This is a genomic window from Acetobacteroides hydrogenigenes (assembly GCF_004340205.1).
Classification (GTDB): domain Bacteria; phylum Bacteroidota; class Bacteroidia; order Bacteroidales; family ZOR0009; genus Acetobacteroides; species Acetobacteroides hydrogenigenes.
On sequence record NZ_SLWB01000001.1, the window covers coordinates 84,812 to 110,839 of the forward strand.

General features: G+C 48.1%; 15 protein-coding genes. 11 read left to right on the forward strand and 4 right to left on the reverse strand.

Annotated elements, in window-relative coordinates:
- Nucleotides 1–5 precede the first annotated feature (5 nt).
- From CLV25_RS00295 to CLV25_RS00305, 3 genes are read left to right on the forward strand one after another with little or no spacing between them, the layout of a single operon-like run.
- Nucleotides 6–1,193 (forward strand): DUF4876 domain-containing protein, encoded by a 1,188-nt coding sequence (locus CLV25_RS00295; RefSeq protein ID WP_131837632.1) that lies wholly within the window; start codon nt 6–8, stop codon nt 1,191–1,193.
- Nucleotides 1,194–1,253: 60 nt separating this feature from the next.
- Nucleotides 1,254–2,870 carry a DUF6850 family outer membrane beta-barrel protein gene (locus CLV25_RS00300; protein WP_131837633.1) on the forward strand — a complete coding sequence of 539 codons (1,617 nt, stop codon included), beginning with the start codon at nt 1,254–1,256 and terminating at the stop codon, nt 2,868–2,870.
- 54 nt (nt 2,871–2,924) lie between these two features.
- Entirely contained in the window at nt 2,925–5,741 is a 2,817-nt protein-coding gene (locus CLV25_RS00305; protein ID WP_131837634.1) for a M16 family metallopeptidase, read from the forward strand.
- A 204-nt stretch (nt 5,742–5,945) separates the two neighbouring features.
- On the opposite strand, the gene CLV25_RS00310 is transcribed toward CLV25_RS00305, so the two are convergent.
- Both CLV25_RS00310 and CLV25_RS00315 read right to left on the reverse strand, forming a co-directional pair.
- The gene (locus CLV25_RS00310; RefSeq protein WP_131837635.1) at nt 5,946–6,806 is read right to left on the reverse strand and encodes a sigma-70 family RNA polymerase sigma factor; all 861 of its coding nucleotides are present in this window, start codon (nt 6,804–6,806) and stop codon (nt 5,946–5,948) included.
- 37 nt (nt 6,807–6,843) lie between these two features.
- Nucleotides 6,844–8,304, reverse strand: a complete 1,461-nt coding sequence (locus tag CLV25_RS00315; RefSeq protein ID WP_131837636.1) for a Do family serine endopeptidase — start codon at nt 8,302–8,304, stop codon at nt 6,844–6,846.
- Nucleotides 8,305–8,589: 285 nt separating this feature from the next.
- Between CLV25_RS00315 and dapF the strand changes: the two genes are divergently transcribed.
- From dapF to CLV25_RS00345, 6 genes are all read left to right on the forward strand, one after another.
- Nucleotides 8,590–9,384: a diaminopimelate epimerase gene (gene dapF, locus CLV25_RS00320; RefSeq protein WP_131837637.1), complete on the forward strand. Its 795-nt coding sequence runs from the start codon at nt 8,590–8,592 to the stop codon at nt 9,382–9,384.
- A 283-nt stretch (nt 9,385–9,667) separates the two neighbouring features.
- Nucleotides 9,668–10,339 (forward strand): ABC transporter ATP-binding protein, encoded by a 672-nt coding sequence (locus CLV25_RS00325; RefSeq protein ID WP_131837638.1) that lies wholly within the window; start codon nt 9,668–9,670, stop codon nt 10,337–10,339.
- Between the two features lie 6 nt (nt 10,340–10,345).
- On the forward strand, nt 10,346–11,599 hold the full coding sequence (locus CLV25_RS00330) for an ABC transporter permease (RefSeq protein ID WP_131837639.1): 1,254 nt from the start codon (nt 10,346–10,348) through the stop codon (nt 11,597–11,599).
- Between the two features lie 20 nt (nt 11,600–11,619).
- Nucleotides 11,620–12,879, forward strand: coding sequence for an ABC transporter permease (locus tag CLV25_RS00335; protein WP_131837640.1), 1,260 nt, complete (start codon nt 11,620–11,622; stop codon nt 12,877–12,879).
- Nucleotides 12,880–13,050: 171 nt separating this feature from the next.
- Complete coding sequence (locus CLV25_RS00340) at nt 13,051–14,169, forward strand: efflux RND transporter periplasmic adaptor subunit (protein WP_131837641.1); 1,119 nt, start codon at nt 13,051–13,053, stop codon at nt 14,167–14,169.
- 3 nt (nt 14,170–14,172) lie between these two features.
- The gene (locus CLV25_RS00345) at nt 14,173–15,507 is read left to right on the forward strand and encodes a TolC family protein (RefSeq protein ID WP_131837642.1); all 1,335 of its coding nucleotides are present in this window, start codon (nt 14,173–14,175) and stop codon (nt 15,505–15,507) included.
- A gap of 555 nt (nt 15,508–16,062) precedes the next feature.
- Here the strand turns inward: CLV25_RS00345 and CLV25_RS00350 are convergent.
- Nucleotides 16,063–16,809 (reverse strand): DUF6261 family protein, encoded by a 747-nt coding sequence (locus tag CLV25_RS00350; RefSeq protein WP_131837643.1) that lies wholly within the window; start codon nt 16,807–16,809, stop codon nt 16,063–16,065.
- Nucleotides 16,810–18,040: 1,231 nt separating this feature from the next.
- Between CLV25_RS00350 and CLV25_RS00355 the strand changes: the two genes are divergently transcribed.
- Together CLV25_RS00355 and CLV25_RS00360 are read left to right on the forward strand one after the other, a co-directional pair.
- The gene (locus CLV25_RS00355; RefSeq protein ID WP_131837644.1) at nt 18,041–23,611 is read left to right on the forward strand and encodes a fibronectin type III domain-containing protein; all 5,571 of its coding nucleotides are present in this window, start codon (nt 18,041–18,043) and stop codon (nt 23,609–23,611) included.
- 53 nt (nt 23,612–23,664) lie between these two features.
- Nucleotides 23,665–24,486: an outer membrane beta-barrel protein gene (locus CLV25_RS00360; RefSeq protein ID WP_131837645.1), complete on the forward strand. Its 822-nt coding sequence runs from the start codon at nt 23,665–23,667 to the stop codon at nt 24,484–24,486.
- 359 nt (nt 24,487–24,845) lie between these two features.
- Here the strand turns inward: CLV25_RS00360 and CLV25_RS00365 are convergent, their stop codons facing one another.
- Complete coding sequence (locus CLV25_RS00365; protein WP_131837646.1) at nt 24,846–25,973, reverse strand: helix-turn-helix domain-containing protein; 1,128 nt, start codon at nt 25,971–25,973, stop codon at nt 24,846–24,848.
- Between the last annotated feature and the right edge of the window lie 55 nt (nt 25,974–26,028).

Here is a 26,028-nt window from a genome sequence, read left to right on the forward strand (position 1 = left end):
CTATTATGAAGAAAATTGCACTGTTACTGGCAACTCTTTTTCCGCTTCTAATTTCAAGTTGCGTAAAAGACGACGAAACACCCAAATTTGATGTAAAGGTAAACCTATCTTACCCATCCGAATTTACGGGTAAACCTTCGGGAATAGAGGTTATTCTTGTCAATCAACAATCGGGAAATGAAATCACTGTTAAGTCGGACGAGAATGGAATTGCACTATTCCCTAAAATTGAGCGTGGTTTGTACAACATTAAAGCAACACGCTATTTTTCAGCTCAAGACGCTGAAAAGGTCTCTACCATTTCGAAGGATATTAATGTTGGAGGCATTCTAACAGATAAGCTTATAGATAGCGAAGCTAATGCAACCTTCGATCTTAATCTTTCTGTTTCCTACTTCTCCTCCATTATTATTAAACAGGTATACTACTCTGCATGCCTTACCCCTGAAGGAGCTAAGTTTACAGGGAAAGATCCATTCGTAGAACTTTACAACAACTCAGAACACACTGTATACCTCGATGGTCTTATTTATGGTGAAGTATATGGAAATCCTACAGGAACTACCGCATCGTTCTTTAGGACAGATCAAGATAACGTATACATTTACAATGCTTTTAAGATTCCTGGAGAAGGGACTCAATATCCTCTGGAGCCCGGTAAATCAGTAGTTATTGCAGTATCTGCATACGATTTCACTAAGGATAATGTCAACTCCATCAACCTATCTAAAGCTCAGTTTGAATTCTTTATGGACAAAGGAGCAGATACAAAAGATATTGACAACCCTAATGCTGTCAATATGGTATATGTACACCAAGGTTATCCTACCATTCCTAGCGAATATATCCCAAACATTAATGGTCCTGCTATCGCTATTTTCAGGGCAAAGGACTTTGCCTCATTAGAAAAAGTTAAGGACACGTCAAAACCAGCACAAACTTCCCTAATCCTAAAGGTTCCCAATGCTTACGTTTTAGATGCAGTTGAATGCCTTGGCGGAGATACTCCTAACTTAAAGCGTATTCCAACCTCGTTAGATCAATCCTTTATTTTCAATATTGCAGGTTCTGGATCTGGGAAAGCCATCATTCGCAAAGAAAAGGAAACAAAAGATGGAAGAATAATTTACGTTGACAACAACGATACTGCAAATGACTTTAAGCTTATCGACAAGCCTGTTCTGCAACTTTAGAATTAGAGGGGAGGCATAGCCTCCCCCCTCTAAAAACAATAGCTTTAACACTGAACTACTATGAGTAAAATTGCATCCCGTCTTATTGCAAATCTGGGAATACTTGGTTTACTATGCCTCTATTCCCAAAATGCAGCGGCAAGCGATTTAAAAGATAGCGTCAAAACTTCTGTAAAACTTGCCACCTCCGACGACCTTAAGACTGCTAGAAACATATGGCTCTCAACTTCAAATGCTGCAGGATTTGCTCTTTATGGATTTGAGTCAATCGGGGATATTTCGCTGTCGATGTCCCGAAAAAGCGGGGATTTCAAACAAATTCAAGACGCAGGAAGCATCAACGATTTTACGATTAATGCTAAGGGATACGACAAAGTAAAAAACTTCTCCTTTTACGGTAACTTCTACTACAAGAGAGAGTGGGAGAAGAATAAGGAGTATACGAATGTACTATTCCCTCACAACGATTTCCCATATCATCTTGTTGATACTACCGGCGGCGATTGGAAAAACCACGAATTTTCATTAAGTGCGCTAGTTGCTTCACCTAAATATTTCAACTCCATCAATGCTGGCATTGGAGTAGACTATACAAATATTTCGGCGGCAAAACAGCTGGATCCTCGTTCGTTAAATAGATACTACTCCATTAGCTTAAAGCCTTCGCTGATTTACAATCCAAACGAGCGCTGGTATATAGGAGCAAATGGAAACTTAGACTTCTTTAGAGAATACATTCACTTTAAGCTAATCAACGCCTCGCAGACTTATATATACTACAACCTCTGCGGGCTTGGCGCTGCCAACGAAATGGGTACCCTTACCAATAACCTAACTGTTGACCTCAGGGGTCATGCGCTAGGAGGTAATGCACAGCTAGCATATAGCGCAAATAACTTTAAGGTAATCGGAACAGCAGGTATCCAAAGCTACTTCCAAGATCTTATCAACGACGAAACAACGCTGAAAAAGGGTGGCGAAATGAAAAAGATGCTCTACAATGGAGGGATTTCTTTCAATCACGCATCGCAGAATTTAGTTAACAACTTAGCCATTACTCTTAATATGATTGATGGAGCAGGTTACGAATTCACCAACATTAGCATAAAGGACGAAAATGGCTTTACAAGAAGCAAAGTAGTAGACAAAAAACAATCGTACAAAATAACCCGAAGCACGATTTGCGCCACCTACGACTTGTGGAAATTACGCCAAGGATTAAACTACAATTTCATGGCAAAGGTATTTGGAGGAGTAAACTCAAACAAGGAGTCGTACTCGAATACGCCAGTTTACATCACCCAAAACTATACCACAACTTTTTATGGAGCAAAGTTTGGGAAAATGGTGAAGTTAGGGAAGTGCTTTATTGAAGGATCACTGCAAGGAACGCTCTACTCAAACCTCGACAAAACGTTTGAAAAGCCAGCGGCACCGGCACCCAAGAAGCCCTACCAACTCGACTTATACCGCGCAATAACCATCCCTGATTACTACTACTTAACCTCGAGTAAAATTAAAATGGATATTGATGTAAAGGTATCAGTCCCCCTATCTCCCATCTACATTGGATATCTCAGGGTTTACTGCGGAAGCTTAAGCAAAAATGTTGGAGATATTCTTAAATCAGAAGCCAGCCGTAATTGGGCTGGGATATCCATAGGCTTGCAGTACTAGCAATTGCAGTCCATCATAATTTGAACTGAAAACAAAATTAACACATACCGACCTATGAATAAAATGCTAATAGCATGTTGGTTATCTGTCTTCTCTTTTTCCTCATTTGCTGCCACAAATCAGAATCTGGCAATTGAGAATAAAGTAAAAACCGATCCAACATTTAAGATAGGAAAACTCAGCAACGGGCTCACCTACTACATCAAAAAGAATCCGAATCCAAAAGATTTGGCCGACTTCTACATTATACAAAATGTTGGAGCCATCCTCGAAAATGATGATCAAAATGGGCTTGCTCACTTTCTTGAGCATATGGCCTTCAACGGAACCAAGAATTTTCCCGGCAAACGCCTCCTAGACTACTTCCAATCTATTGGAGTAAAGTTTGGAGCCAACATCAACGCCTATACCGCTAAAGACGAAACGGTATACTATCTTGCATCAGTTCCAACAACACGCAAAACCATTGTAGATTCGGCGCTGCTTGCACTACACGATTGGTCTAGTTTCATCAGTCTTGAGGATAAGGAAATTGATGACGAAAGAGGTGTTATTCGCGAAGAATGGCGCATGCGAAGCGGTGACGGAACCCGTCTGAAAAAGGCCATTGAACAGGCGCTATACCAAGATTCGAAGTATGCCATCCGCGATGTAATTGGAGATACTGCTGTTATCAACAACTTCAAGCATCAGACATTAAAGGATTACTACCAGAAGTGGTATCGCCCCGATTTACAGGCTATCGTTATTGTTGGCGACATCAATCCGGTAGAGGTTGAAGCAAGAATTAGCAGCATTTTTGCAGATATCTCAAAGCCAATCAACCCAACTCCTCGCCCAACTTTTGAGCTCCCCGACAACAGGGAACCCATATATTACGTTACCGCCGACCCTGAAGCAAAAAACTGTAACGTTAGAATTTACCATAAGTTCACCCCCTTCCCAAAAGAGAAAATGGGATCAGAGGAGTATACTAGGTACCAAACCACCAACAAAATTGTAGAAACTTTGCTAGTTAATCGTTTCGATGAAATACAGCAATCCCTTCATCCCGATTTCTTAAGCAGTAAAATTCGCATTGGCGATTTGGTTCCTACAAAAAAACTCTTCTTTGTGGGAGTTACTACCAAGAATAACGGGATGGCAAAAGGCTTCCATCGAATGCTCACAGAACTCAAGCGTATCAAAGAGTTCGGTTTTACCGCATCAGAGATCGACGTTGTAAAAAAGAACATTCTTCGTTCTTACGAATCGAGTTTTACCGAAAGAGAAAACTGCAAAAATGACGCTTACGTTATCTCTGCCAAAAACAACTTTCTTAATGGAGATCCAATAGTAAATATTGAGTATCTATACCAATGGCATAAGGATAACCTGCAATCAATAAGCCTCGATGAGATCAACAAAATCGCAGCGACCTACATAACCAATGATAATAACATAATAGTTGCCACAGGTCCACTCAGCCAAAATGTTAGCATGATTACGGTGGATTCGCTTAAGTCCATTATTAAAGAGGTAACTGCAAGCAAAGTAGAACCCTACAAAAATAAGCTAGCAGTACCCCCACTAATGGCACAAAAACCCGCAAAAGGCAAAATTATAAAGGAGACAACAAACTCCGATCTTGGCACAACCGAATGGATACTCTCCAATGGGATCAAGGTGGTGCTTAAGCCTAACGACCTTCGTAAAGATCAAATCACATTTACAGGCTTTAGCAAGGGAGGGTACTCCAACAGCTTACTAGAAGACCTTCCTTCTGCCTACTATGCTGCTGGATTCATCAACAGCAGCGGCATCGCCGACCATTCTGCAGCCGAACTTAAAAGAATACTCTCGGGAGCAAAACTCTCTGTGCAACCCGAGATTTCGGAATTCTACCAGGGTATATCGGGCTACGCATCGCCCAAAGATGCAGAGACCATGTTTCAACTCATCAACCTATATATTGCAAAACCTAGAATCGACACTGCACTGTGCATCTCTTTGATCAACCGCAAGAAGGCCTCCTCCGAAAATGAGTTGAATAGTTCTAAAACGGCATTTGCCGACACTATCAATCAAGTGCTCTTTAACCGAAGTCCCTACCGCTACCACGAAAATGGCAAAATGCTGGACAAGATTAATCCTGTTAAGAGCTTCCAATTCTATAAAGAACGCTTTGCTTCTATGAAAGGTTTCACCTTCATCTTTACCGGAAATATTGATAAAAATGAACTTAAGCCGTACATCGAAACCTACATAGCAAGCATTCCAACAACCAACAAAAAGGATAGTTGGAAGGATAACGGGAAACGATTGGCCACTCAAAATTACAAGGTGCACTTCGCTTCATCGATGTCTACCGATAAAACCTCCATCTACCTGGCCTACGTCAACAAAGCCAAGGATGACCTCGCGACACAGATAGTGGCCTCTGCGATTTCCTACGACCTACGCATGCGCTTTTTAGCCACTTTGCGCGAACGCGAAGGTGGAACGTACAGCGTTACCGTTAAGAATAGCATGCTGAGCGAACCCATTTCACAATCGTTCATTGCCATACGCTTCGATACAGATCCAAAAATTGCAGATAGAATGCTCAGCCTTCTTTACAACGAGGTTAATAACCTCCTAAAAGATGGTGTTTCAGATGAAAACCTAAAAAGAATAAAGGAGAGCGCTATTAAAAACCATAAGAAAAATCTGCAATCGCCAGACTACTGGCAGGAGGTGCTTACTACCTATTATATGAAAGGGAAAAACATAAATAAGGATTACGAAAAAATTGTTTCGGAATTGACTTCAGCATCAATTCAAAAAGCAGCCCAAGACCTTATCGGGAAGGGACAATTAGTGGAAATCGTTATGAATCCTAAACAGCAATAAAGCATAGCTGCTGCAATAAGCGATTCGTAAAATTGAATAGAAAGGAGAGGATGTATGTTCCTCTCCTTTTTTAGTTCAAACTCCAACCTATTACTGCAAATAAAGAACAGACATTCAGCACCCCCCATTTTCATTATCTTATTTTGCAAATGCAAAAAATGCCCGCTGGTGTTGCGGGCATCAAGTAAATTCCATAAATATCTTCTAGCCAAGGAAGCTTTTAAGATGCTTGCTGCGGGTGCTGTGACGAAGGCGGCGAATTGCCTTTTCCTTTATCTGACGAACACGTTCGCGGGTAAGCCCAAACTTCTCTCCAATCTCTTCAAGTGTCATTTCGCTGCAGCCGATACCAAAGAATAGGCGGATAATATCACGCTCTCTGTCAGTCAAAGTCGACAATGCACGCTCAATTTCCTTAACTAAGGATTCATTAATTAGGCTACGATCTGCATTTGGCGAATCAGGATTAACAAGCACGTCCAAAAGACTGTTGTCTTCTCCATCGACGAATGGGGCATCCACCGATACATGGCGACCAGCAACGCGAAGAGTATCCGACACCTTTTCCTTTGGAAGATCAAGTGCATCAGCTAACTCCTCAGGCGATGGAGTGCGCTCGTTTTCCTGCTCAAACTTTGCAAACGCCTTGTTGATCTTGTTGAGTGATCCCACCTGGTTAAGAGGAAGACGTACAATACGCGACTGCTCAGCTAAAGCCTGAAGGATTGATTGACGAATCCACCAAACCGCATAAGAGATGAATTTAAAACCACGGGTTTCATCAAACTTCTCAGCAGCCTTAATCAAACCAAGGTTACCCTCGTTGATAAGGTCTGGTAGGCTCAACCCCTGATTTTGATACTGCTTCGCTACCGACACCACGAAACGAAGGTTAGCGCGGGTAAGCTTTTCGAGGGCTACCTGATCGCCTTTTTTGATTCGTTGTGCCAACTCAACCTCTTCTTCAACAGTAATAAGTTCCTCCTTGCCAATTTCCTGTAGGTACTTGTCAAGCGATGCACTCTCTCTGTTGGTAATCGATTTGGTGATTTTAAGCTGTCTCATGAAAATATTAACTTTGTGTTTAGTTTAATCTAACAAACTAAATGCCTATACTATACAAAGCCTGCAACCCATTAGGATATACTCCTTCAATAATAATAACCTCTCGCTGTCGAGCACTAGCAAACACTTCAGCTAAATCTTCCACGCTGCTAATTGGTTGTCGGTTTATACGTAGTATTATTAGCCCTTTTCGGATGCCTTGAGACTTTAACTTCCCATTCTCTAGTTCTACTATTTGAACTCCTCCCTTAAGCCTTAAGCTACTCTTTAGTTGGGGACTAACATTGGCATATGTGGCACCCATTGCAGTAAAGGCACCGCTTACAGCAACCTCCTGATTATCGCCACTTGATGTTTTACGTAAAGTGACCTTAAAATGTTTCACTTTCCCATCACGAATTAGCGAAATATCAACATTATCGCCAGGACGATAACGGGCAACCTGCTCTTGAACCTGAGCCATAGAGTTGATAGATATACCATTAATAGATTCTAGCACATCTCCCTTTCGTATTCCAGCTTGGGCTGCTCCACCACCTTCGGTTACTTCGGCCACATAAACGCCCGAAATCACATCCTTCAAACCTAGCTTGCCTGCATTATCGGAGGTTATATCGCTCATTGATATACCTAAGAAGCCTCTTTGAACAGAGCCATACTCCATGAGGTCGTACACCACTTTTTTCACGATACTAGCCGGAATTGCAAACGAATACCCATTAAACACCCCATTTTGCGTGTAAATTGCAGTGTTAATGCCTATTAACTCTCCCTTTAGATTTACTAAAGCACCTCCAGAATTCCCAGGATTAACAACAGCATCTGTTTGTATAAAAGATTCTACCTGATACTGATTCATATCCTCTCGAACAGGAAGGTTCCTGCCTTTTGCGCTAACAATACCTGCGGTTACCGTAGAGGTAAGATTAAATGGATTACCAACGGCAATCACCCACTCTCCGATGCGAAGGTTATCAGAATCTCCAATGCGCATAAAGGGTAAATCAGCTTGATCAATTTTAAGTAAGGCTATGTCCGAGTTAGGATCTACCCCCACTACTTTTGCATCGTAAGATCGCTTATCATTTAATGTAACTTTAACCTTTTCAGCACCATCAATAACGTGATTATTTGTGACAATATAGCCATCTTTTGAGACGATGACTCCCGATCCTGCACCTCGTTGCACCGGCTGATTGTTGTAACTACGCGAAGATGGCTGTCCAAAGAAAAATTCGAAGAACGGATCGACTTGTGGTACCTCTGTTGTGTAGGTTTTGACGTGAACTACGCTGTTAACAGATTGTTCTGCAGCATAGGTAAAATTCACATTTCCAGCCGTACTACCGGCCTGTTCGCTAACTAAGCTAAGCTGAGGGTTTAGCAAATCTTGGGTGGTAACAAATCTTTTTTGCATAATGGTAATTGCCAAAATTGACGAAACGGCACCACCAAGTAATGCAGCAGCAACAATTGCAAATAAATTTTGTCTTTTCATATGCGTTCGATTTAACATTACACTCTAAACATGTCAACTGACAAAATAGCAGCCAAACTCCTGAAAAATTTCACCTATAGACATATTGATCTAAACTTTCGAGGTGTAAGTCAAAATTCAGAGCCCCTTATCATAGATTTTCAGGATAACACAATAACTCAAAAGTGGTGCCTTTTATTACATCCGTTACCTCAGTCTAACACAGATTAACCCAAATAAAAAGAAGGGATTATCTCGGTTATTCGAATCAAACAGCTACCTTAGGAACATTAAACGCGAACAAAAATGATATTGAAGTTTGAAAAATACCAAGGTGCAGGTAACGACTTTGTCATTATAGACAATCGAGAAGGTAAATTCCAACCAAGTATAGACACCGTTGAAATGCTATGTGACAGAAACTTTGGAGTAGGTGCTGATGGCCTAATGCTCCTTGAGAAGGACGAAAAGAACGATTTCTACATGCGCTACTTCAACGCCGATGGTAAAGAATCTACAATGTGCGGTAACGGAGGACGATGCATTTCCGTTTTTGCAAAATCGCTAGGTCTTGGTTCTCCCGAGAAAGTTGTTTTTAACAGCATAGACGGCCTACACGAGGCTTTTTTTATCGAAGAAGACGGAGAAATTTTCGTAAAACTTAAGATGATCGATGTAAAAGAAATCGAAGAACACGACGATTACTACTTCATAAACACAGGGTCACCTCACTATGTAAAGTTTGTCGAAGACCTTGAAGAGATGGATGTTTTTGAAGAGGGACAAGCAGTTAGAAATGACCCCAAATTTGCTCCAGGAGGAACAAATGTAAATTTTGTGGAAATTTTTGACGACGAAATCTTCGTACGCACCTACGAACGTGGAGTAGAAGATGAAACCCTAGCCTGTGGAACAGGATCGACAGCGGCTGCAATTGCAACAGCCCTTTTCCTAGAGTCGGATCAGAATAATTGGGATATTGAAGTTATGGGAGGAAATCTTCACGTATCATTCGACAGAAGAGATGATGGAACCTTTGAAAACGTATGGCTTACAGGTCCTGCCGAAAAAGTTTTTGAAGGGACAATCAACGTAGATTAAAAAAAGTAGAATAAACATTATAGGCTTAACGCAAAAAGGTTCAAACAACGATTTGAACCTTTTTTATTGTATTACAACTAAAATTTCTTAGACCCTCCACTCTCTCAACTACACGAAAGCATGCCTTTGTGTAATTCATAACATCCTAAATAAAAGCAAACTAACAAACTTAAAGTAGCTAATTATTTCATAAATCAAGCTACAAAGCACGGTTTTACTCAGAGTCCTTGTAACCTTTCCTTAGTGCAAGCGTCCTAAAAGAGTTAAAACACCAGAAAGTGCAATGATAAAACTTGAAGACATCAATAAAACATACTACAACGGTAGTCCGTTGCATGTACTAAAGGGCATAGATCTAGACATTCATAAAGGCGATTTCGTTTCTATCATGGGGGCTTCTGGATCGGGAAAATCAACTCTGCTCAACATCTTAGGCATTCTCGACAACTACGACACTGGGGTTTACCGCCTAAACGACGTTTTAATCAGCAATCTAAGCGAAAAACGAGCGGCAGAATACCGCAACCGAATGATTGGATTTGTCTTTCAATCCTTCAACCTCATTAACTTTAAGAATGCCATGGAAAATGTAGCGCTACCGCTATACTACCAAAAGATAAGCCGCAAAAAGCGCAACATCATGGCGATGGAGTATCTAGACATGCTTGGGCTTAAAGAATGGGCACATCATATGCCCAACGAAATGTCGGGAGGACAAAAGCAACGTGTGGCCATTGCCCGAGCGCTAATTGCCAATCCACAAATAATCCTTGCCGACGAACCTACGGGGGCACTCGACAGCAAAACCTCCGAAGAGGTTATGAGCATCCTTAAGGACGTTAACAAAAAGGGGATGACGATGATTATCGTAACACACGAAAAAGCGGTTGGTGAAAAAACGGATAGGACCATCCATCTAAAAGATGGCATTATCGAATCGATAACCCAAAACTAGCAAACCATGCTGGATTTATGGCAAGAGATTATGGCCACCATTAAGGCCAATAAGCTTCGAACATTTTTTACAGGATTTGCCGTAGCATGGGGTATCTTCATGCTCATCATTCTTTTAGCTTCAGGGAATGGTCTTAGCAACGGGGTAAGCACCAACTTTGCATCTGAATCGAAGAATGCCATATACTTATGGCCTGGGATTACCACCATGGCACACGAAGGCTACCAAAGTGGACGCCGAATGAAAATGTCGGAAAAAGACATCTTCCTTTCCGAAAAGCAGCTACCCTACGTTGATACTGTTGCCTACAAGTTCTACGCATCGGAATCGGCAACATTTTCTAACGGAAATAAAACAGGAACATATGGGCTTCTTGGAGTTACCACCAACTACGCAGCACTCGAAGGTATAGAGGTTCTCCCTGGAATGGGCAGATTCATCAACCTGATGGACATCCGCGAATCGAGGAAGGTTATAGCCATCAACGATAAGATTAAGGACGTTCTATTCCCAAAGCAGAACCCAGTAGGCCAATATGTAACCGTTAACAACGTTATGTACAAGGTTGTTGGAGTGGTAAAATACCTTACAGGCAACGATAGCCGCGAAGGGTACATTCCCATCTCTACGGCAAAGAGCATCTACAACTTCGGAGAGAACGGCTACGATGGCATTATCCTATCGGCTAAAAGCCTAAAAACGGCAAAGGAAAACGAGGAGTACAACACCACCATACGCAAAGGGTTTGCAAAGCTTCACTCGTTTAACCCCGATGACAGATCAGCACTAGGCCTATGGAACAACTCGGAGAACTACATCCAAACCATGAAGATTTTTTGGGCAATAAAGCTTTTTGTATGGATTGTTGGCATCGGAACCCTTATTGCCGGAATTGTAGGCGTGAGCAACATCATGCTGATAACGGTAAAAGAGCGGACCAAGGAATTTGGCATTAGGAAGGCGCTAGGAGCATCGCCTACCTCTATCATTAAGCTAATTCTTCTCGAGTCGGTACTCATAACATCGGTTTTCGGATACATTGGGATGATGCTTGGCATTGCCATAACCGAAATCATAAACTTTATCATAAACCAAACCCCAGCCGAAAGCGGTAACGTAATCTTCCGAAATCCAACGGTAGACGTCGGCATCATCATAGTAGCCCTCCTTATCCTAATTGTTTCGGGACTTATTGCCGGATACATTCCGGCCAAGCGAGCCGTAAGCATAAAGCCTATTGAGGCGCTAAGAAGCGAATAGTAAAATCTAAAAAGCAAACCATGTTTGACCTAGACCGTTGGCAAGAGATATGGGAAACCATCACCAAGAATAAGATGAGAAGTGCCCTTACCGCCTTTGGCGTGTTTTGGGGAATTTTCATGCTCGTTGTGATGTACGGATCGGGAAACGGACTCCGCAATGGCGTCATGAATGGCATCAAATCGGTTGCAACCAACTCCGTATTCTACTGGACAAACAACACAACTGAACCCTACAAGGGATTCCGTAAGGGTAGATCATGGAGCATGCGCTCGAAAGACATCGAGATCATAAAGAGCAAAATTCCCGAAGTTGATGTGGTATCGCCCATGCTTTTTGGCGGGATGAGAACCCCAAAGAACACCATCCGCGGCGAGAAGTCGGGTTCGTACCGTATTAAGGGGCTTAACCCCGACTACGTAAAAATTGACAAGCCCGAAATTATTTACGGTCGCTACATTAACGACATCGACATTCAGCAACGCCGTAAAGTGGTTGTTATTGGTTACAAGGTTTACGAAGACTTGTACAAAATCGGAGAAAAGCCTGTAGGCACCACCATAAAGGTAAACGGAATATACTACACCGTTATTGGCGTTGTAAAGGGCAACTCGCACATGAACATTAACGGTCCAATGGATCAAAGCGTGCTACTCCCCTATACCACCATGCAGGTAGCCTACAACATGGGCGATCAGGTGCACGTGCTGGCCATAACCTCTAAGCCTAGCACAAACGTATCGTCGTTGGAGGATCGAATTAAGAATATCATCAAAAAGGAGCACGACATATCGCCCACCGATCCAGAAGCGGTATCGGGCTTTAACCTAGAACGCCAGTTTAAGATGTTTGCCAACCTTTTTCTTGGCATTAAAGTGCTTATACTGATAGTTGGTTTGGGCACCCTTTTCGCCGGGGTAGTGGGCGTAAGCAACATTATGATGGTGACCATCCGCGAGCGCACACAGGAAATCGGAGTTCGTCGCGCCCTAGGAGCAACCCCATTCAACATTCTTAGCCAAATTATGATGGAGAGCCTTGTGCTAACCCTTATTGCAGGAATTGCAGGAATGAGCTTTGGCGTATTTATCCTCAACATTGTAGACAACATTATTTCGTCGGGATCGAGCGATGAGATGTTCTTCATGAATCCACAAATCAGCCTCGACCTCGCCATTTTCGCCACCCTAGTGCTCGTTATATCAGGGCTCTTTGCGGGAATGATACCCGCCAGAAAAGCGCTTAGGATTAAGGCGATTGATGCGCTGAGGGACGAGTAGATCTCTTGAAGAAGTTAAACGGGAGTTATTCGGAAGTTAAACTGAAGTTAGACGGAAGAATTTTGAAGTTAAAGGAGTCAAAGAAGTTAAAGAATAAGCACAAAGCTTTTCTAACATCTAAAATCTAACGTCTAACATCTTAAAAATAGGAACCAGTAAAAAATAAATACGATGAAAAAAGCTAAACGAATCATTTTCATTGCCATCATTGCCATCATGTTTATTGGCACATTCGCCTTCCTTTGGAAAAAGGCAAATCCTCCAAAGGATCAGTTCGAGGTGGTTGTCCCCAAAGTTGGCAACATCGAACGAAAGACAATTGCAACCGGAAAGATAGAGCCCCGCAACGAGGTGCTCATCAAACCACAGATTTCGGGCATCATCACCGAGATATACAAGCAAGCGGGCGACAAGGTTACAACCGGAGAGATCATTGCCAAGGTAAAGGTGATACCCGAGATGGTGCAGATCAACTCGGCCGAGAGCCGCCTAAACCAGGCCAACATAACCCTCGAGCAGGCTCAGGACGACTACAACCGCGTAAACAAGCTCTACAACTCGGGCGTAGTATCGAAGGAGGACTTTCTAAAGTCGCAGTTCCAGCTAAAGAAGGCCAAAGAGGATAAGGAGAACGCTCAGGATGCGCTTACCATTATCCGCGAAGGCATATCCAAGAAGTCGGCCAGCTACAGCACCACCCAAATCCGCTCTACCATATCGGGAACCATTCTTGACGTTCCGGTAAAGGTTGGGAACTCGGTAATCCAATCGAACACCTTTAACGATGGCACCACCATTGCCAGCGTTGCCAACCTTCGCGATATGATCTTTAAGGGAAAGATAGACGAAACAGAGGTGGGCCGAATCAAGGAAAGAATGCCGATAGCGCTAACAATGGGCGCACTTCAGGAGAAGAAGTTCGATGCTATTCTTGAGTACATCTCGCCCAAGGGAGTAGAGGAGAACGGTGCCATCCTATTCGAGATTAAGGCAGCCGCCAAAATCCCCGAAAACGTATTCGTACGCGCAGGGTATAGCGCCAATGCCGAAATCATTCTGGATAAGCGCGAGAAGGTGCTCACCATTCCCGAAAGCGTGGTGGAATTCGTTAACGACACCTCGTACGTCAACGTGCTGAAAAAAGGCGGTAAGGAGCAGGAGTTCATCCGTAAGGCCGTAAAGCTCGGACTATCGGACGGCATTAACATCGAGGTTAAGTCGGGTATTACCCCTAAGGATAAGCTTAAGGGAGCCCTGATTAAGAAAGACGAAGCTAAGAAGCAAGAGTAAGCTATGAAGAAAGGATTAACCATAGTAGCCGTTCTGCTGATGGGGCTAATCGGCCCATCGGCAATAGCGCAAGAGAGCTGGAGCCTCGCCAAGTGCATCGAGTACGCCAAGCAGCAAAACCTCGACGTGAAGCGCCGCACCAACGACATGAAGAGCGCCGAGGTAAACCTCAACACGGCAAAGAACAGCCGTCTGCCCAACTTAGGCGCAAACGTAAACCAAAACCTGACGTTTGGTCGCTCGCTAGGCTCGGAAAACACCTACTTAAACCAGAACTCGGCAACCACCTCGTTTGGCATCAGCGCCAACGCGCCAATCTACCAGGGGAACTACATCAACAGCCGTATGAAGTATACCGACTGGAGCCTGAAGGCTGCCGTAGAGGATATCAACCAAATGGGCGACGACATTACCATACAGGTTACGCTGGCCTACCTTCAGGTACTCTACAACAAGGAGCTGGTAAAGGTTGCCCAGGAGAACGTCGATCAGGGCAAGCTTCAGCTCAAGAAAACCGAGGAGCTGGTAACGGGCGGTCGTCTGCCCAAATCGGAGCAGTACGAGAGCAAGGCGCAGCTGGCCAAGGAGGAGTACGCCCTCACCAAGGCTCAGGGCGACCTAAAGATTGCCCTACTGGCGCTCGGGCAGCTGATGGAGCTGCAATCCATCGAAAGCTTCGATGTTGAAGTACCCGCAACCGACAAGGTGGCCATTAACAGCGATGCCGTACTGGCGCTTAGTTCGGGCAGCATAGAAAAAGCCTACACCATACGCCCAGCAGTAAAAGCTGCCGAGTACCGCCTACAAGCCGGCGAGGAGTACATCAACATGGCAAAAGCAGCGTACTACCCATCGCTTAGCGCCATTGCCCAGTACGGCAACAGCTACTACAACGGGTTCAACATCTCGAACCGTTCGTTTGGAACACAGCTAAAGAACAACGGAGAAAAGATGCTTGGCCTACAGCTGAACATTCCCATATTTAGCCGATTCGAAAACCGTAACAACATCAGCCTTGCCCGCATAGAGCAGGAGCAGCGCAAACTGGCCCTTAGCGATGCCAAGAAGACGCTGTTTAAGGAGATGCAGCAGGCCTACTACAACGCCATGACGGCCCAGCAGAGCTTCCTCTCGGCCAAGCAGGCGCTGGAGGCATCGACCGTGGCCTACCAGTACGCGCAGGAGAAGTTCGGCGCAGGCCGATCGACCACCTTCGAGCTAAACGAGACCAAGAAGCGCTTGGCCACCTCACAGTCGGAGCTGGCGCAGGCCCGCTACGAGTACATCTTCCGCACCAAGCTGCTCGACTACTACAATGGAACGGCGATTACCTTATAGAATCTAGATATTAGACTAAAGGATCTTTTGCTGGGAGCAGACTTAAATCGGCTCTGTTTTTACAACCACACAATGAAGGAGGGCGCAAACCGATTAGGTTTGCGCTTTTTTCATTGGTAGAGCTGCACAGCGCGCAGGTATACCTTCAGAGATTTCGCCTTTTAAAAACATAGAATCAATATACATTAAAAAAAATATCATATGCTCGTTGATAAACCACGACATTATTTCGAAGGTTATCCCCCGCTGGCGGGGGTTAGGGGGTGGAATTCTGAGTAACACTTATTAGCGCTGCTTTCTATTCGAACTACTATATCCTCAAAAAAGGGATATTAATTTCATTAACGATGCATTGTCCACCCCCTACCCCCGCCAGCGGGGGATACGCTTCTCGCAAATAATTTTTTTAGAGAAATCCATGGTTCGACCTCCCTAATGTGCCTGCATTAAAAGAGCCGCACGCCGTGCGGCTCTACTCCCCCCCCTTCAACGAACAAAGCCAACCTTGCGGGTTGGCTTTGCGGTTAACCTATGGCTGTTAGCATTCTGGGTTTGCTATTTGGTGGAGTCGGGGTTCTTCTTCTCCTCCTCCTTTTTCTTTTCGGCGATGGTGGCCCGCGTCTTTATCTGCTCTACCAGCGGTGCAATGGCTACGTTTAGCGCATCGATAGCCGATTCCACCTCGGGGTAAACGCCCGACACCGAGTTCAGGTAGCCAAAGATGGTCTGAATGGTAGCCTGAAGACGGCGCACCGCCTCTACGCTGGTTACGCTGCCCACCTCGCCGTCGTTCCTTTTCTTCTCGTTATCCTTGAAGCGCTGGTTGCACAGGCCGAGCATATCTAACAGGCTGGTAATGCCAACCGTTGCCGAATCGCTGGTTAGCTGAGCGGATCCCTTTATGTCGTCCAACAGCTGATCGACAAGGGTGGTCTCGGAGCTGTAGCTCTCGTCCTGCATCGACCAGCCCCGATGGCGAATGGCCTCCTCCAGGCGTCGGCCGGCAGTGCGGATATTCTCCTCGGGCCGATACTTGGTAGAGAGCACCACTCCCTTTATGGCCAGCTCGATGTTACCGCGCTCATCATCTATACTCTTTGCCAGCTCGGCGAGCTCCGATGGCGTCAGCGCTCCAACCGAACGGTTGTACACCACAACGGCAGCGTCCAAATCGTCTGCCAATTTTTGTGGAATAAGCTTCACGGAAAGCAAGCCCTTAACCGCATTCTGAACGTTTCGGGCTAGAGTACCCAGCTCCGTTACTAGGAGCCGAGCCATGTTAAAAGATATTATCCTTTTCATTTTTTATAGTTTAAGCCATATTGTCAACACCCTAAAATTAAATAATCCAAATATTTTATCAAATTTTTAGCTTAAATATTGCGAATAATACATCGCTCGCATTAAATATCCATAAACAACACATCCAAATACGCCATCGCACAAGAAATGAAAGGAGGTTGAATACTCAGTAGCGTACCCCAGCGGCGAGACCCGGAGGGTACAAAACTCAGTAGCGTACCCAAACCGCGAGACCCGAAGGGTACAAAACTCAGTAGCGTACCCCAACCGCGAGACCCGAAGGGTACAAAACTCGGTAGCGTACCCCAACCGCGAGACCCGAAGGGTACAATACTCGGTAGCGCACCCAAACCGCGAGACCCGAAGGGTACAAAACTCAGTAGCGTACCCAAACCGCGAGACCCGGAGGGTACAAAACTCAGTAGCGTACCCAAACCGCGAGACCCGAAGGGTACAAAACTCAGTAGCGTACCCCAACCGCGAGACCCGAAGGGTACAAAACTCGGTAGCGTACCCAAACCGCGAGACCCGAAGGGTACAATACTCGGTAGCGTACCCAAACCGCGAGACCCGAAGGGTACAATACTCGGTAGCGTACCCCAGCGGCGAGACCTGGAGGGTACAAAACTCGACAGGATACCCGAATATCGAGCATTGGAGAGTACCCCTGCTACGCTTTAGCAAAGATTTTTTGAAAGAAAAAGACAGATATCAAGTACTAACCCATGATTGAAACAGGTTATCCCCCCGTTTGGACGGGAGGCAGGGGTGGGTTAAGACGTTATCACCCACCCCAACCTCCCGCTTTGGCGGGAGGATAACGTACCTTGATTATGCATTTAGGTGTTAACAAAAATCCTTAGCTTGACGGTTATGGGATCTCCCCGCTACGCTTCCCACGAACCGCATCAACCGCACCGGGTACGGCCGAAGGCCGCGCGCCCCCAAGCTTAGCTAGGACGCTAAGCGTAGCAAAGGCAAATATTAAGCAACATCGCACAATTGAAGCTGGTCATCCTTTATGATTTCACCATAGTCTGACGGCTATGGCTCCCCACTTCCCCTCTTTTTCACCATTTCTTTAGCCCCTCTTTTTCAGCCATTCGCCAAATCGTAAGCTGAAATTTACGATTTGGCGCCCCTGTTTCCGCCTCTTTTGCCACCTTCGCGCGATTTACATAGGAGTGGAAGCTCCTAGCTGTAGCATCGAAACCAACAATCAACGTAATACATGAAAAGATTTCTACTAATCCTAGCCCTATGGCTCTCCTCCTCTGTGGGGGCGCTGGGGCAAACCGCCGCACCGGCACGGGCAGCGGTACCCAAACGAAGGAGCATCAGGCTACCGCTGGCTGCCCTGCTGCTGGCTGCCCTGCTGGCGCTAGGCGGACAGGCAAGCGCACAAACAATTACATTCCAAGGAGGAACAGCAAACCCTCCCATCTTTAACGGCGGCGACACCCAGTATACCGAAAACGGCATAACGTTGGGCATTAAGATGTCGAATGCAGATAATAATCCTTCCAACGGGTTCAATAAGGATACTAATGGATGGGGAATATACAGCACCAACACCGGAACCCCAACAACGGTTACCATTACCTGCCCAGGCTACACGTTCAACCTTGACCGTTTGGCATTAGAAAAGCTTGAAGAAGGCGATATACGCTATACCGTCACCACCTCCAAAGGAGTTTCTCAAGAGGTGGACTTCCGAGAAGGCCTTTGGATTAGCGATATCTCAAACCCCGACTTGTTCAAAGGAATAGACAGTTTTACCATCACGTTAAAAACCTCTGCCCTCAATCTCCTTTTGCAGATAAATACGCTTGAGCTGAGCGGCTTAACCCTCATAGCTTCCCCATCGGCCCCCACGGCCGTTACCGCCACACCCGGCGATGGAATCGCTACGGTAAGCTTCACCCCTCCAACAAACGACGGCGGAGCACCCGTTACGGGCTACACGGTAACCTCCAGCCCTGGTAGCATTAAGGCAACGGGCACCCAGAGCCCCATCGTCGTAACCGGGCTTACCAACGGAATCGAGTACACCTTTACCGTTACGGCCAGCAACATAGCAAAAGTGAGTGCACCTTCAGCGGCGTCGGCTCCCGTAACGCCCGTCTACAAGCCCGACGTGCTAATCGTTTCGAACAATAATTATGACGAAACGCAAGCAACCGCGCAGCTGCAAAAAGATTTCGCCGACCGCTACGACGTAACCGTGAGCACCACAGGGGTACCCTCTTATCCTTATAGCTACTCGCAGATTTACGACGTAAGGGTAAGAGAGGCGATTACAGACAATGATCTGAATCAATACTACTACTTTTTACGTCAGGCGCCGGGCAAATCGGTCTTTGTAGTAGGAGAACGCAACGATAATACCAGTTTCACGGCCAGAAATCAGAGCATCAGCAAGCTTATCGAGAAGCTAGGTGGAGGCACCGTAGCCCCTCCTAGTAAAATATCGATAGAACCCGTAGCGCTGAAAACCCCCTTCAACACGGGCGCAAGCAGCGTTTCAACCGTAACGCTTACCTCACCTGGGCTTGTAACCTCGTCGGGGAAGGGCTCCTTTATTGCCACCGAAGCCGATGGCACCTCGGGCGCTGGGATTTACTTTCCCCATAACACGCTAGCATACGCCCCCCAGGGGTGTCTGGTGGTGATGTACGATGTCAACTTCCTCTACAATGATCTTTTGGTAGACTCCTATGGTAATGAAATGAATTACGATCCTCTTTCGAACCAGAAAGAACTCCGAGCGAATCTGGAGCAGGTAATGGCCGCCGGAGGAACGCTGCCAGGCCCCAGCACCTCCAGCGTTAGCCTGAGCGCGAATCCTAACCCCGTAGGCGTATCGGCACCAGTAACGATTACCGCCACCGTAACCGGGGGAGTTAGCGGGAAGGTGCAGTTCATAGAAGATGCTAAGATTTTTGGCAGGTACACGCTAGAGAATGGCGTTGCCACCCTTACCACCAATTCATTAGAATTAGGCACCCACACCATAACGGCGCAATACTCTGGCGATGCAGAGCACAATGCATCCACTTCGGAGGCGTTTAAGTTTGTTGTCTGCACCGCACCCGATGCCCCAACCATTGGAGCCGCCACCGCTGATGATGGGCAGGCTACCGTAAGCTTTACCCCACCCGCATCCGACGGAGGATCGCCAATTACGGGCTACACGGTAACCGCTACACCCGGCAACATTACGGCAACAGGCACAACGAGCCCCATCGTCGTAACCGGTCTTACCAACGGAACAGACTACACCTTTACCGTTACGGCCAGCAACGCGGCCCTAACAAGCGCACCATCGGCGGCAACGAATAGCGTTAAGCCCCAAAAGAGTCAAACCATCAGCTTTACCAACCCCGGCGCGCAGCTCTACGGCACAACGCCAACCCTTACGGCTACGGCCACCTCGGGGCTACAGGTTACGTTTACCACCACCACGCCCAACGTGTGCACCATCAGCAGCGGCGGTACGCTAAGCTTTACCTCCGCAGGAACCTGCACCGTAGTGGCCGATCAGGCAGGCAACGCCCCCTACAAGGCTGCGCCATCCGTACCGCAAAGCTTTGCGGTAAACCCTGTGGCACCAGCCGCCCCAATCGGCGTTACCGCCATCGCTGGCGACGAGCAGGCGAGGGTGGAATTTTTCCAACCAGCTAACGATGGCGGAGCGCCCGTTACGAGCTACACGGTAACCGCCACCCCCGGCGGCATTACGGAAACGGGCACTATGAGCCCCATAGTCGTAACCGGGCTTACCAACGGAATCGAGTACACCTTTACCGTTACGGGCAGCAACATAGCCAAAGAGAGCGCACCATCAGAGGCATCGGCTCCTGTAACGCCCTTCTACAAGCCCGATGTGCTAGTTGTTTCGAACAACCAGTGGGACGAAAAGGGTGCAGCCCACCAGCTGCAAATGGATCTCTCCAACCGCTTCGACGTAACCGTAAGCACATCTGGGGTTCCCGCTTCGCTGGATGGCTACGCGCAGATTTACGACGTCCGAGTAACCGAACCCATTACATCTAGCGATGCAACCCTATACGCCGACTTTTTGAGGAACAACCCTAAAAAATCCCTCTTTTTGGCAGGAGAATGCCTCTGGTTTAAGTACCGCAACCAGAGCATTAGCAGCTTTATTCAGCAGCTCGGCGGCGGCACCATTGCCCCTCCTGTAGCAGAATCAGATCCTAAAAAAGTAGCGCTTAAGGTTCCCTTTAATGCGGGGGCAAGCAGCATATCAACCGTACATCTGGACGGATACGGAATCGTCACCGAATCGGGTAACGGCTCCTTTATTACCACCGAGGCCGATGGAACCTCGGGTGCGGGGCTCTACTTCCCTCAAGGAACGCTAGCCAACGCCCCTACGGGAAGCCTAGTGGTGATGTACGACATTACATTTTTAGCTTCTGCTGCCAGCTATAACTATGCCTTCCGAATGAACCTGGAGCAGGTAATGGCAGCCGGAGGAACGCTCGCTGGCCCTAGCGCCTCAACCATCAGCCTGAGCGGAACGCCCAACCCAACCGCTAAGCATTCGCCTGTAACCTTTACAGCTACCGTAACACCTGGGGCAACCGGAGAAGTGCAATTCTCGGAAGACGGAATTGTCTTAGAAAATGTCACGATAGACAACGGCGTTGCTACCTATAGCTACCCATCCATAGGCTTAGGAGAGCGCTCCATAAAGGCCAAGTACATTGGCGATGCCAGCTACAACTCATCTACTTCGGAGGTGTTTAAGCTGAACGTTTACGACGTCCCCGATGCCCCAACCATTGGAACCGCTACCGCAGGCGATGGACAGGCTACCGTAAACTTTACCCCATCGGCATACGACGGAGGATTGCCAATTACGGGCTACACGGTAACCGCTACCCCCGGCAACATTACGGCAACAGGCACAGCAAGTCCAATAACCGTAACCGGACTTGCTAACGGAACGGAATACTCCTTTACCGTTACTACCAGTAACGCAGTAGGCACAGGCGCGGCTTCGGCGGTTTCGAACAGCATAAAGCCAATGCATACCTCCGTAATCGCATGGAGCAATCCTGCCGATATCACCTACGGCACTGCACTAGGCGATGCGCAGCTCAACGCTACTGCCGATGTACCTGGAACGTTTGCCTATACCCCTGCCGCAGGCTCCGTGCTCAACGCAGGCAATGCTCAAGCGATCACCGCAACCTTTACCCCCACTGATAAGGGGAACACCACGGAAAGCAAAACGCTTACCATTAGCGTGGCGAAGGCACCGCTTACCGTTACCGCCAGCAGCCACACCATCACCAAGGGCGAGGCAATACCTGTTCTCACCGTTAGCTACAGCGGATTCGTGAACAGTGAGGACCAGAGCGTGCTCGACATTAAGCCTACCGCTACCACCTCCGCAACCGCTACCAGTCCCGTGGGCGAGTACGCCATCATTGCTGCAGATGGTATCGATGGAAACTACAGCTTTACCTATGTTGATGGTAAGCTTACCATTCTCGACAAGCGCATACCTACGATTACCTGGGCCGAACCAAATGGCATAACCTACGGTACGCCTTTAAGCGATGAGCAGCTCAACGCCACCGCATCGTACAGCGGAGCAGCCGTTGCTGGCTCCTTCACCTACACCCCTACCGCAGGCACAACCCTAGCAGCAGGCAAACACGAGCTGAAGGTGACCTTCACCCCCACGGATGGCGACCACTACATCAGCGTGGAAAAGACAGTAGCCATCACCGTAGGCAAGGTGCCGCTTACCGCTACCGCCACCAGCTACAGCATCCGCGAGGGAGAGGCCATACCAGTCCTAGGCGTTACCTACAAAGGGTTCGTGAACGGAGATACCGAGGCGGTGCTCGACACCAAGCCTACCGCAACCACCACCGCAACCGCTACCAGCCCTACTGGAGTTTACGATATTACGGTAGCAGGCGGTGCCGACGATAGCTACGAGTTCGCCTACGTTGCCGGCAAGCTTACCATATCGAACCCAATTGTGGTGAATGCGCTAAAGGCTCCACAGCCAGCCTGCGAGGGCGACAAGCTAAGCCTTGCCTACACCCTTACCAGCGGCAGGCCTACCGAGTACCAGATCGTATTCGACGCCAAGGCCCTAACGGCAGGCTTCAGCAACAGCGGCTACGCTGCGCTGCCTACCGATGACGGTACCGTTTCCTTCAGCATACCCGCAAGGGTGACCGACGGCACCTACCAAGCCACGCTGCAGCTTCGCGACGGTTACGGCAACATCAGCGAACCAGCAGCCTTCCAGGTAACCGTTAACGTATCGGCTGACGTCATCGTTCCCAAGTTTGGCAGCGTGGTGCTGATCGACAACCACAATGGCCGCTTTACCGGCTACCAGTGGTACAAGAACGGTAGCGCCATAGGCGGGGCTACCAGCCAGTTCTATAAGGACCCCAACGGTCTTAGCGGAACCTACTACGCGCAGCTAAAAACGGCAACGGGACAAACCGTGAACACCTGCTCCAAGGCGCTAAGCATAAAGAAGAGCGCACAGGCTAGCGTGAGCGTTTACCCCAACCCTGCCCGTGCAGGACAGGAGCTCACCGTTAAGCTTTCTGGCTTCGCCGACGAGGAGCTGCAGGGCGCCGTGCTAACGGTGTACAGCACCCAGGGCGTACCCGTGCTCACCTCGCGTAAGGTGGAGCAGGAAAACCGCATCACCCTGTCGGGAACCGACGGCGTGTACATGGGCCGCATCGCCACCGCCGATGGGCAGGTGCTCACCTTTAAGGTGGTTTTGGCCAACTAAACGTAAAGGGATGGGCGGCGCTGCCGCTCATCCTTCAAACTAAAAAGAGTAAAATGATGATAAAAGAGATCCTTATAGCCGCACTGGCGCTCGGCGCCACCGCTGCGGCGCAGGCCCAGAAGGGAGACACGTTCCTCTCGCTTAGCGCGGGCGGCGGCCTCCACCAGCTGGGCTACAGCATCGACAACGGCAGTCGTAAAGGGAATGCCGGATTTACCCTTGGCGCGGGGTACACCTACTTCCTCAGCGCCAGCTGGGGCATCAGCACGGGCGTGGGCGTGCAATCGTTCAAGGCGACCGCCACGCTGAACGCCCTAACCAAGACCCCCAGCGTGGATGCCGAGGGCGACGCCGACGAGCTCCGCACCCGCTACAGCGGCTGGAAGGAGGAGCAGCGCGCTACCCTAATCGATATTCCCTTTGCGGCCACCTACCGACATGCGCTAAACCCTAAGGTTGGGCTGATGGCCTCGGCGGGCATCAAGCTCTCCATCCCAACCAAGAGCCGCTACAAGGCCACAGGCGGCACCATTACCACCACGGGCTACTACAGCCAGTGGGACGTGGAGCTGGGCGACCTGCCCGAGCAGGGACTAAGGACGTACGGAGATAGGCCCTCGGACGACATCACCCTCCGCGCCACCGTAGCGCTGCTGGCTGATGCCGGAGCTACCTACCAGCTTACCGATGCCATCAGCCTGTACGGCGGCGCCTACGCCAGCTACGGCCTAGGCAGCATGCTCAAGGCCGACAACAAGCCCATTTACCTAAAGGACGGCACCTACAACGGCCTATTTGCCTCCAATGCCGTGGGCAAGGTTAGGCCACTTGCCGTGGGTGTTAAGTTGGGTGTAATGTGGAACTTTATGAAATGAGATTTTAGACATTAGACGCTAGATGGTGATGCTTGATATTTTGAGGAAGGACGATTAGGCGTACTTCTAAAATCTAATATCTAGCATCTAATGTCTAGTTCTAGCACATCCATACAATGAGAGAGGCGCAGCCCGATGGGGTTTGCGCCTTTTTATTGGTAGAACCGCACTAGGTGCTACCTCAGACAAACTTTTATCGACACTACCCAAGTTTAGCGGGTATGCTAAACAGGTCCAAGGCTAAGAGCAAATCTTGAACAGGAAAAGTTTCAATCAAGCACTACCGTTTGATTGAAGCTGGTTATCCTCCCGCTTAGGCAGGAGATAGGACAAATTGATTTAATCGAGATCCCTATACCCTACACCTCCACCTTCTCGGCCACGCGCAAGAAGCTGCGGTAGCTGCTGAAGCCGGCCATCTCCGAGAGCTCGAGCTTGCTCCGTCCCTCGTTGGCGGGGTCGGCCAGCAGCTGCTGGTACTCCTGCAGGCGGCGCTGGTTGATGTAGGCGCTAAAGTTGACCCCATACTCGGAGTTGACGAACGCGGAGATGTAGGTACGGTTGACCCCCAGCGCCTCCACCAGGTCGGTAATCTTGAGGTTGGGGTTCAGATAGGGGCGCTCAGCCTGCATGTACTCCTCGAAGCTCTCGCGGGTGAGCTGGCTCTTCTTCGGCAGTGCTGTACTATCATACTCGGAGGTATGCCCCCCCAGCAGCGGAGGCTCGTCCTCCACAATCGTTACATAGTGCCCCGCAAGCACGTAGTAGCAGAGGTAGCAGTACTGAACCAGCAGCACCACGACGTGGATGCCCATTACGAAGGAGTTCAGTACGGTGTTGCGCGAGTAGATGAGCGTTAGGGAGGGGATAACGAACAGGAGAACCGAAAGAATGAGAAACCCCAGCACCCATCGTAGCAGGTTGGGATGCCCGCTGGCGTGAGCGGCAACAAAGCGTCGGTAGCGCGCTAGCCGACCAAATGCCAGCATGGTGTACACTACCGTAAAGACCAGCCGCACGACCATCTTGCTGTTGGAGTAGAAGAAGAAGAGGCGCTCGCTCCCGTTATACTCGCCGCGGCCCATCACCACCCGCAGCTGCTCGGCCTCGGGCGTTACCAGCTGCAGCACCAGCAGGCCCAGCGTGATAAGGCCCGGCAGCAGGTAGTGCCACCACGAAAAGCGCTCGGACGCGTCGATGCGCGTAACCTTAAAGATGAAGCCGTAGAAGTACACCTGGATGAGCATAAACGCCAGGTAGGAAAGCCAGTTAATGCGGACGAAAATCTCTGGAACATGAAAGTAGAGCAGCAGGGTTACCCAGCTAACCAGCGTGCTGCCAAAGTAGAGGAACACCCTCGAGCGAAGCCGCCACTCCCCCGTTCCACCGCGCATGGTGTCGAAGGTAAGGATCAGCAGCGCAGCAAACGAGGTAATAGCCGGAGCCAGAATTATAAAAAGAGCGTAAAGGTTTTCGAGTGATATCATAGGTTAGCCGCCCAATAAAAAGAGGAGCAAATGTACCAAATCTGCCAGCATAAGC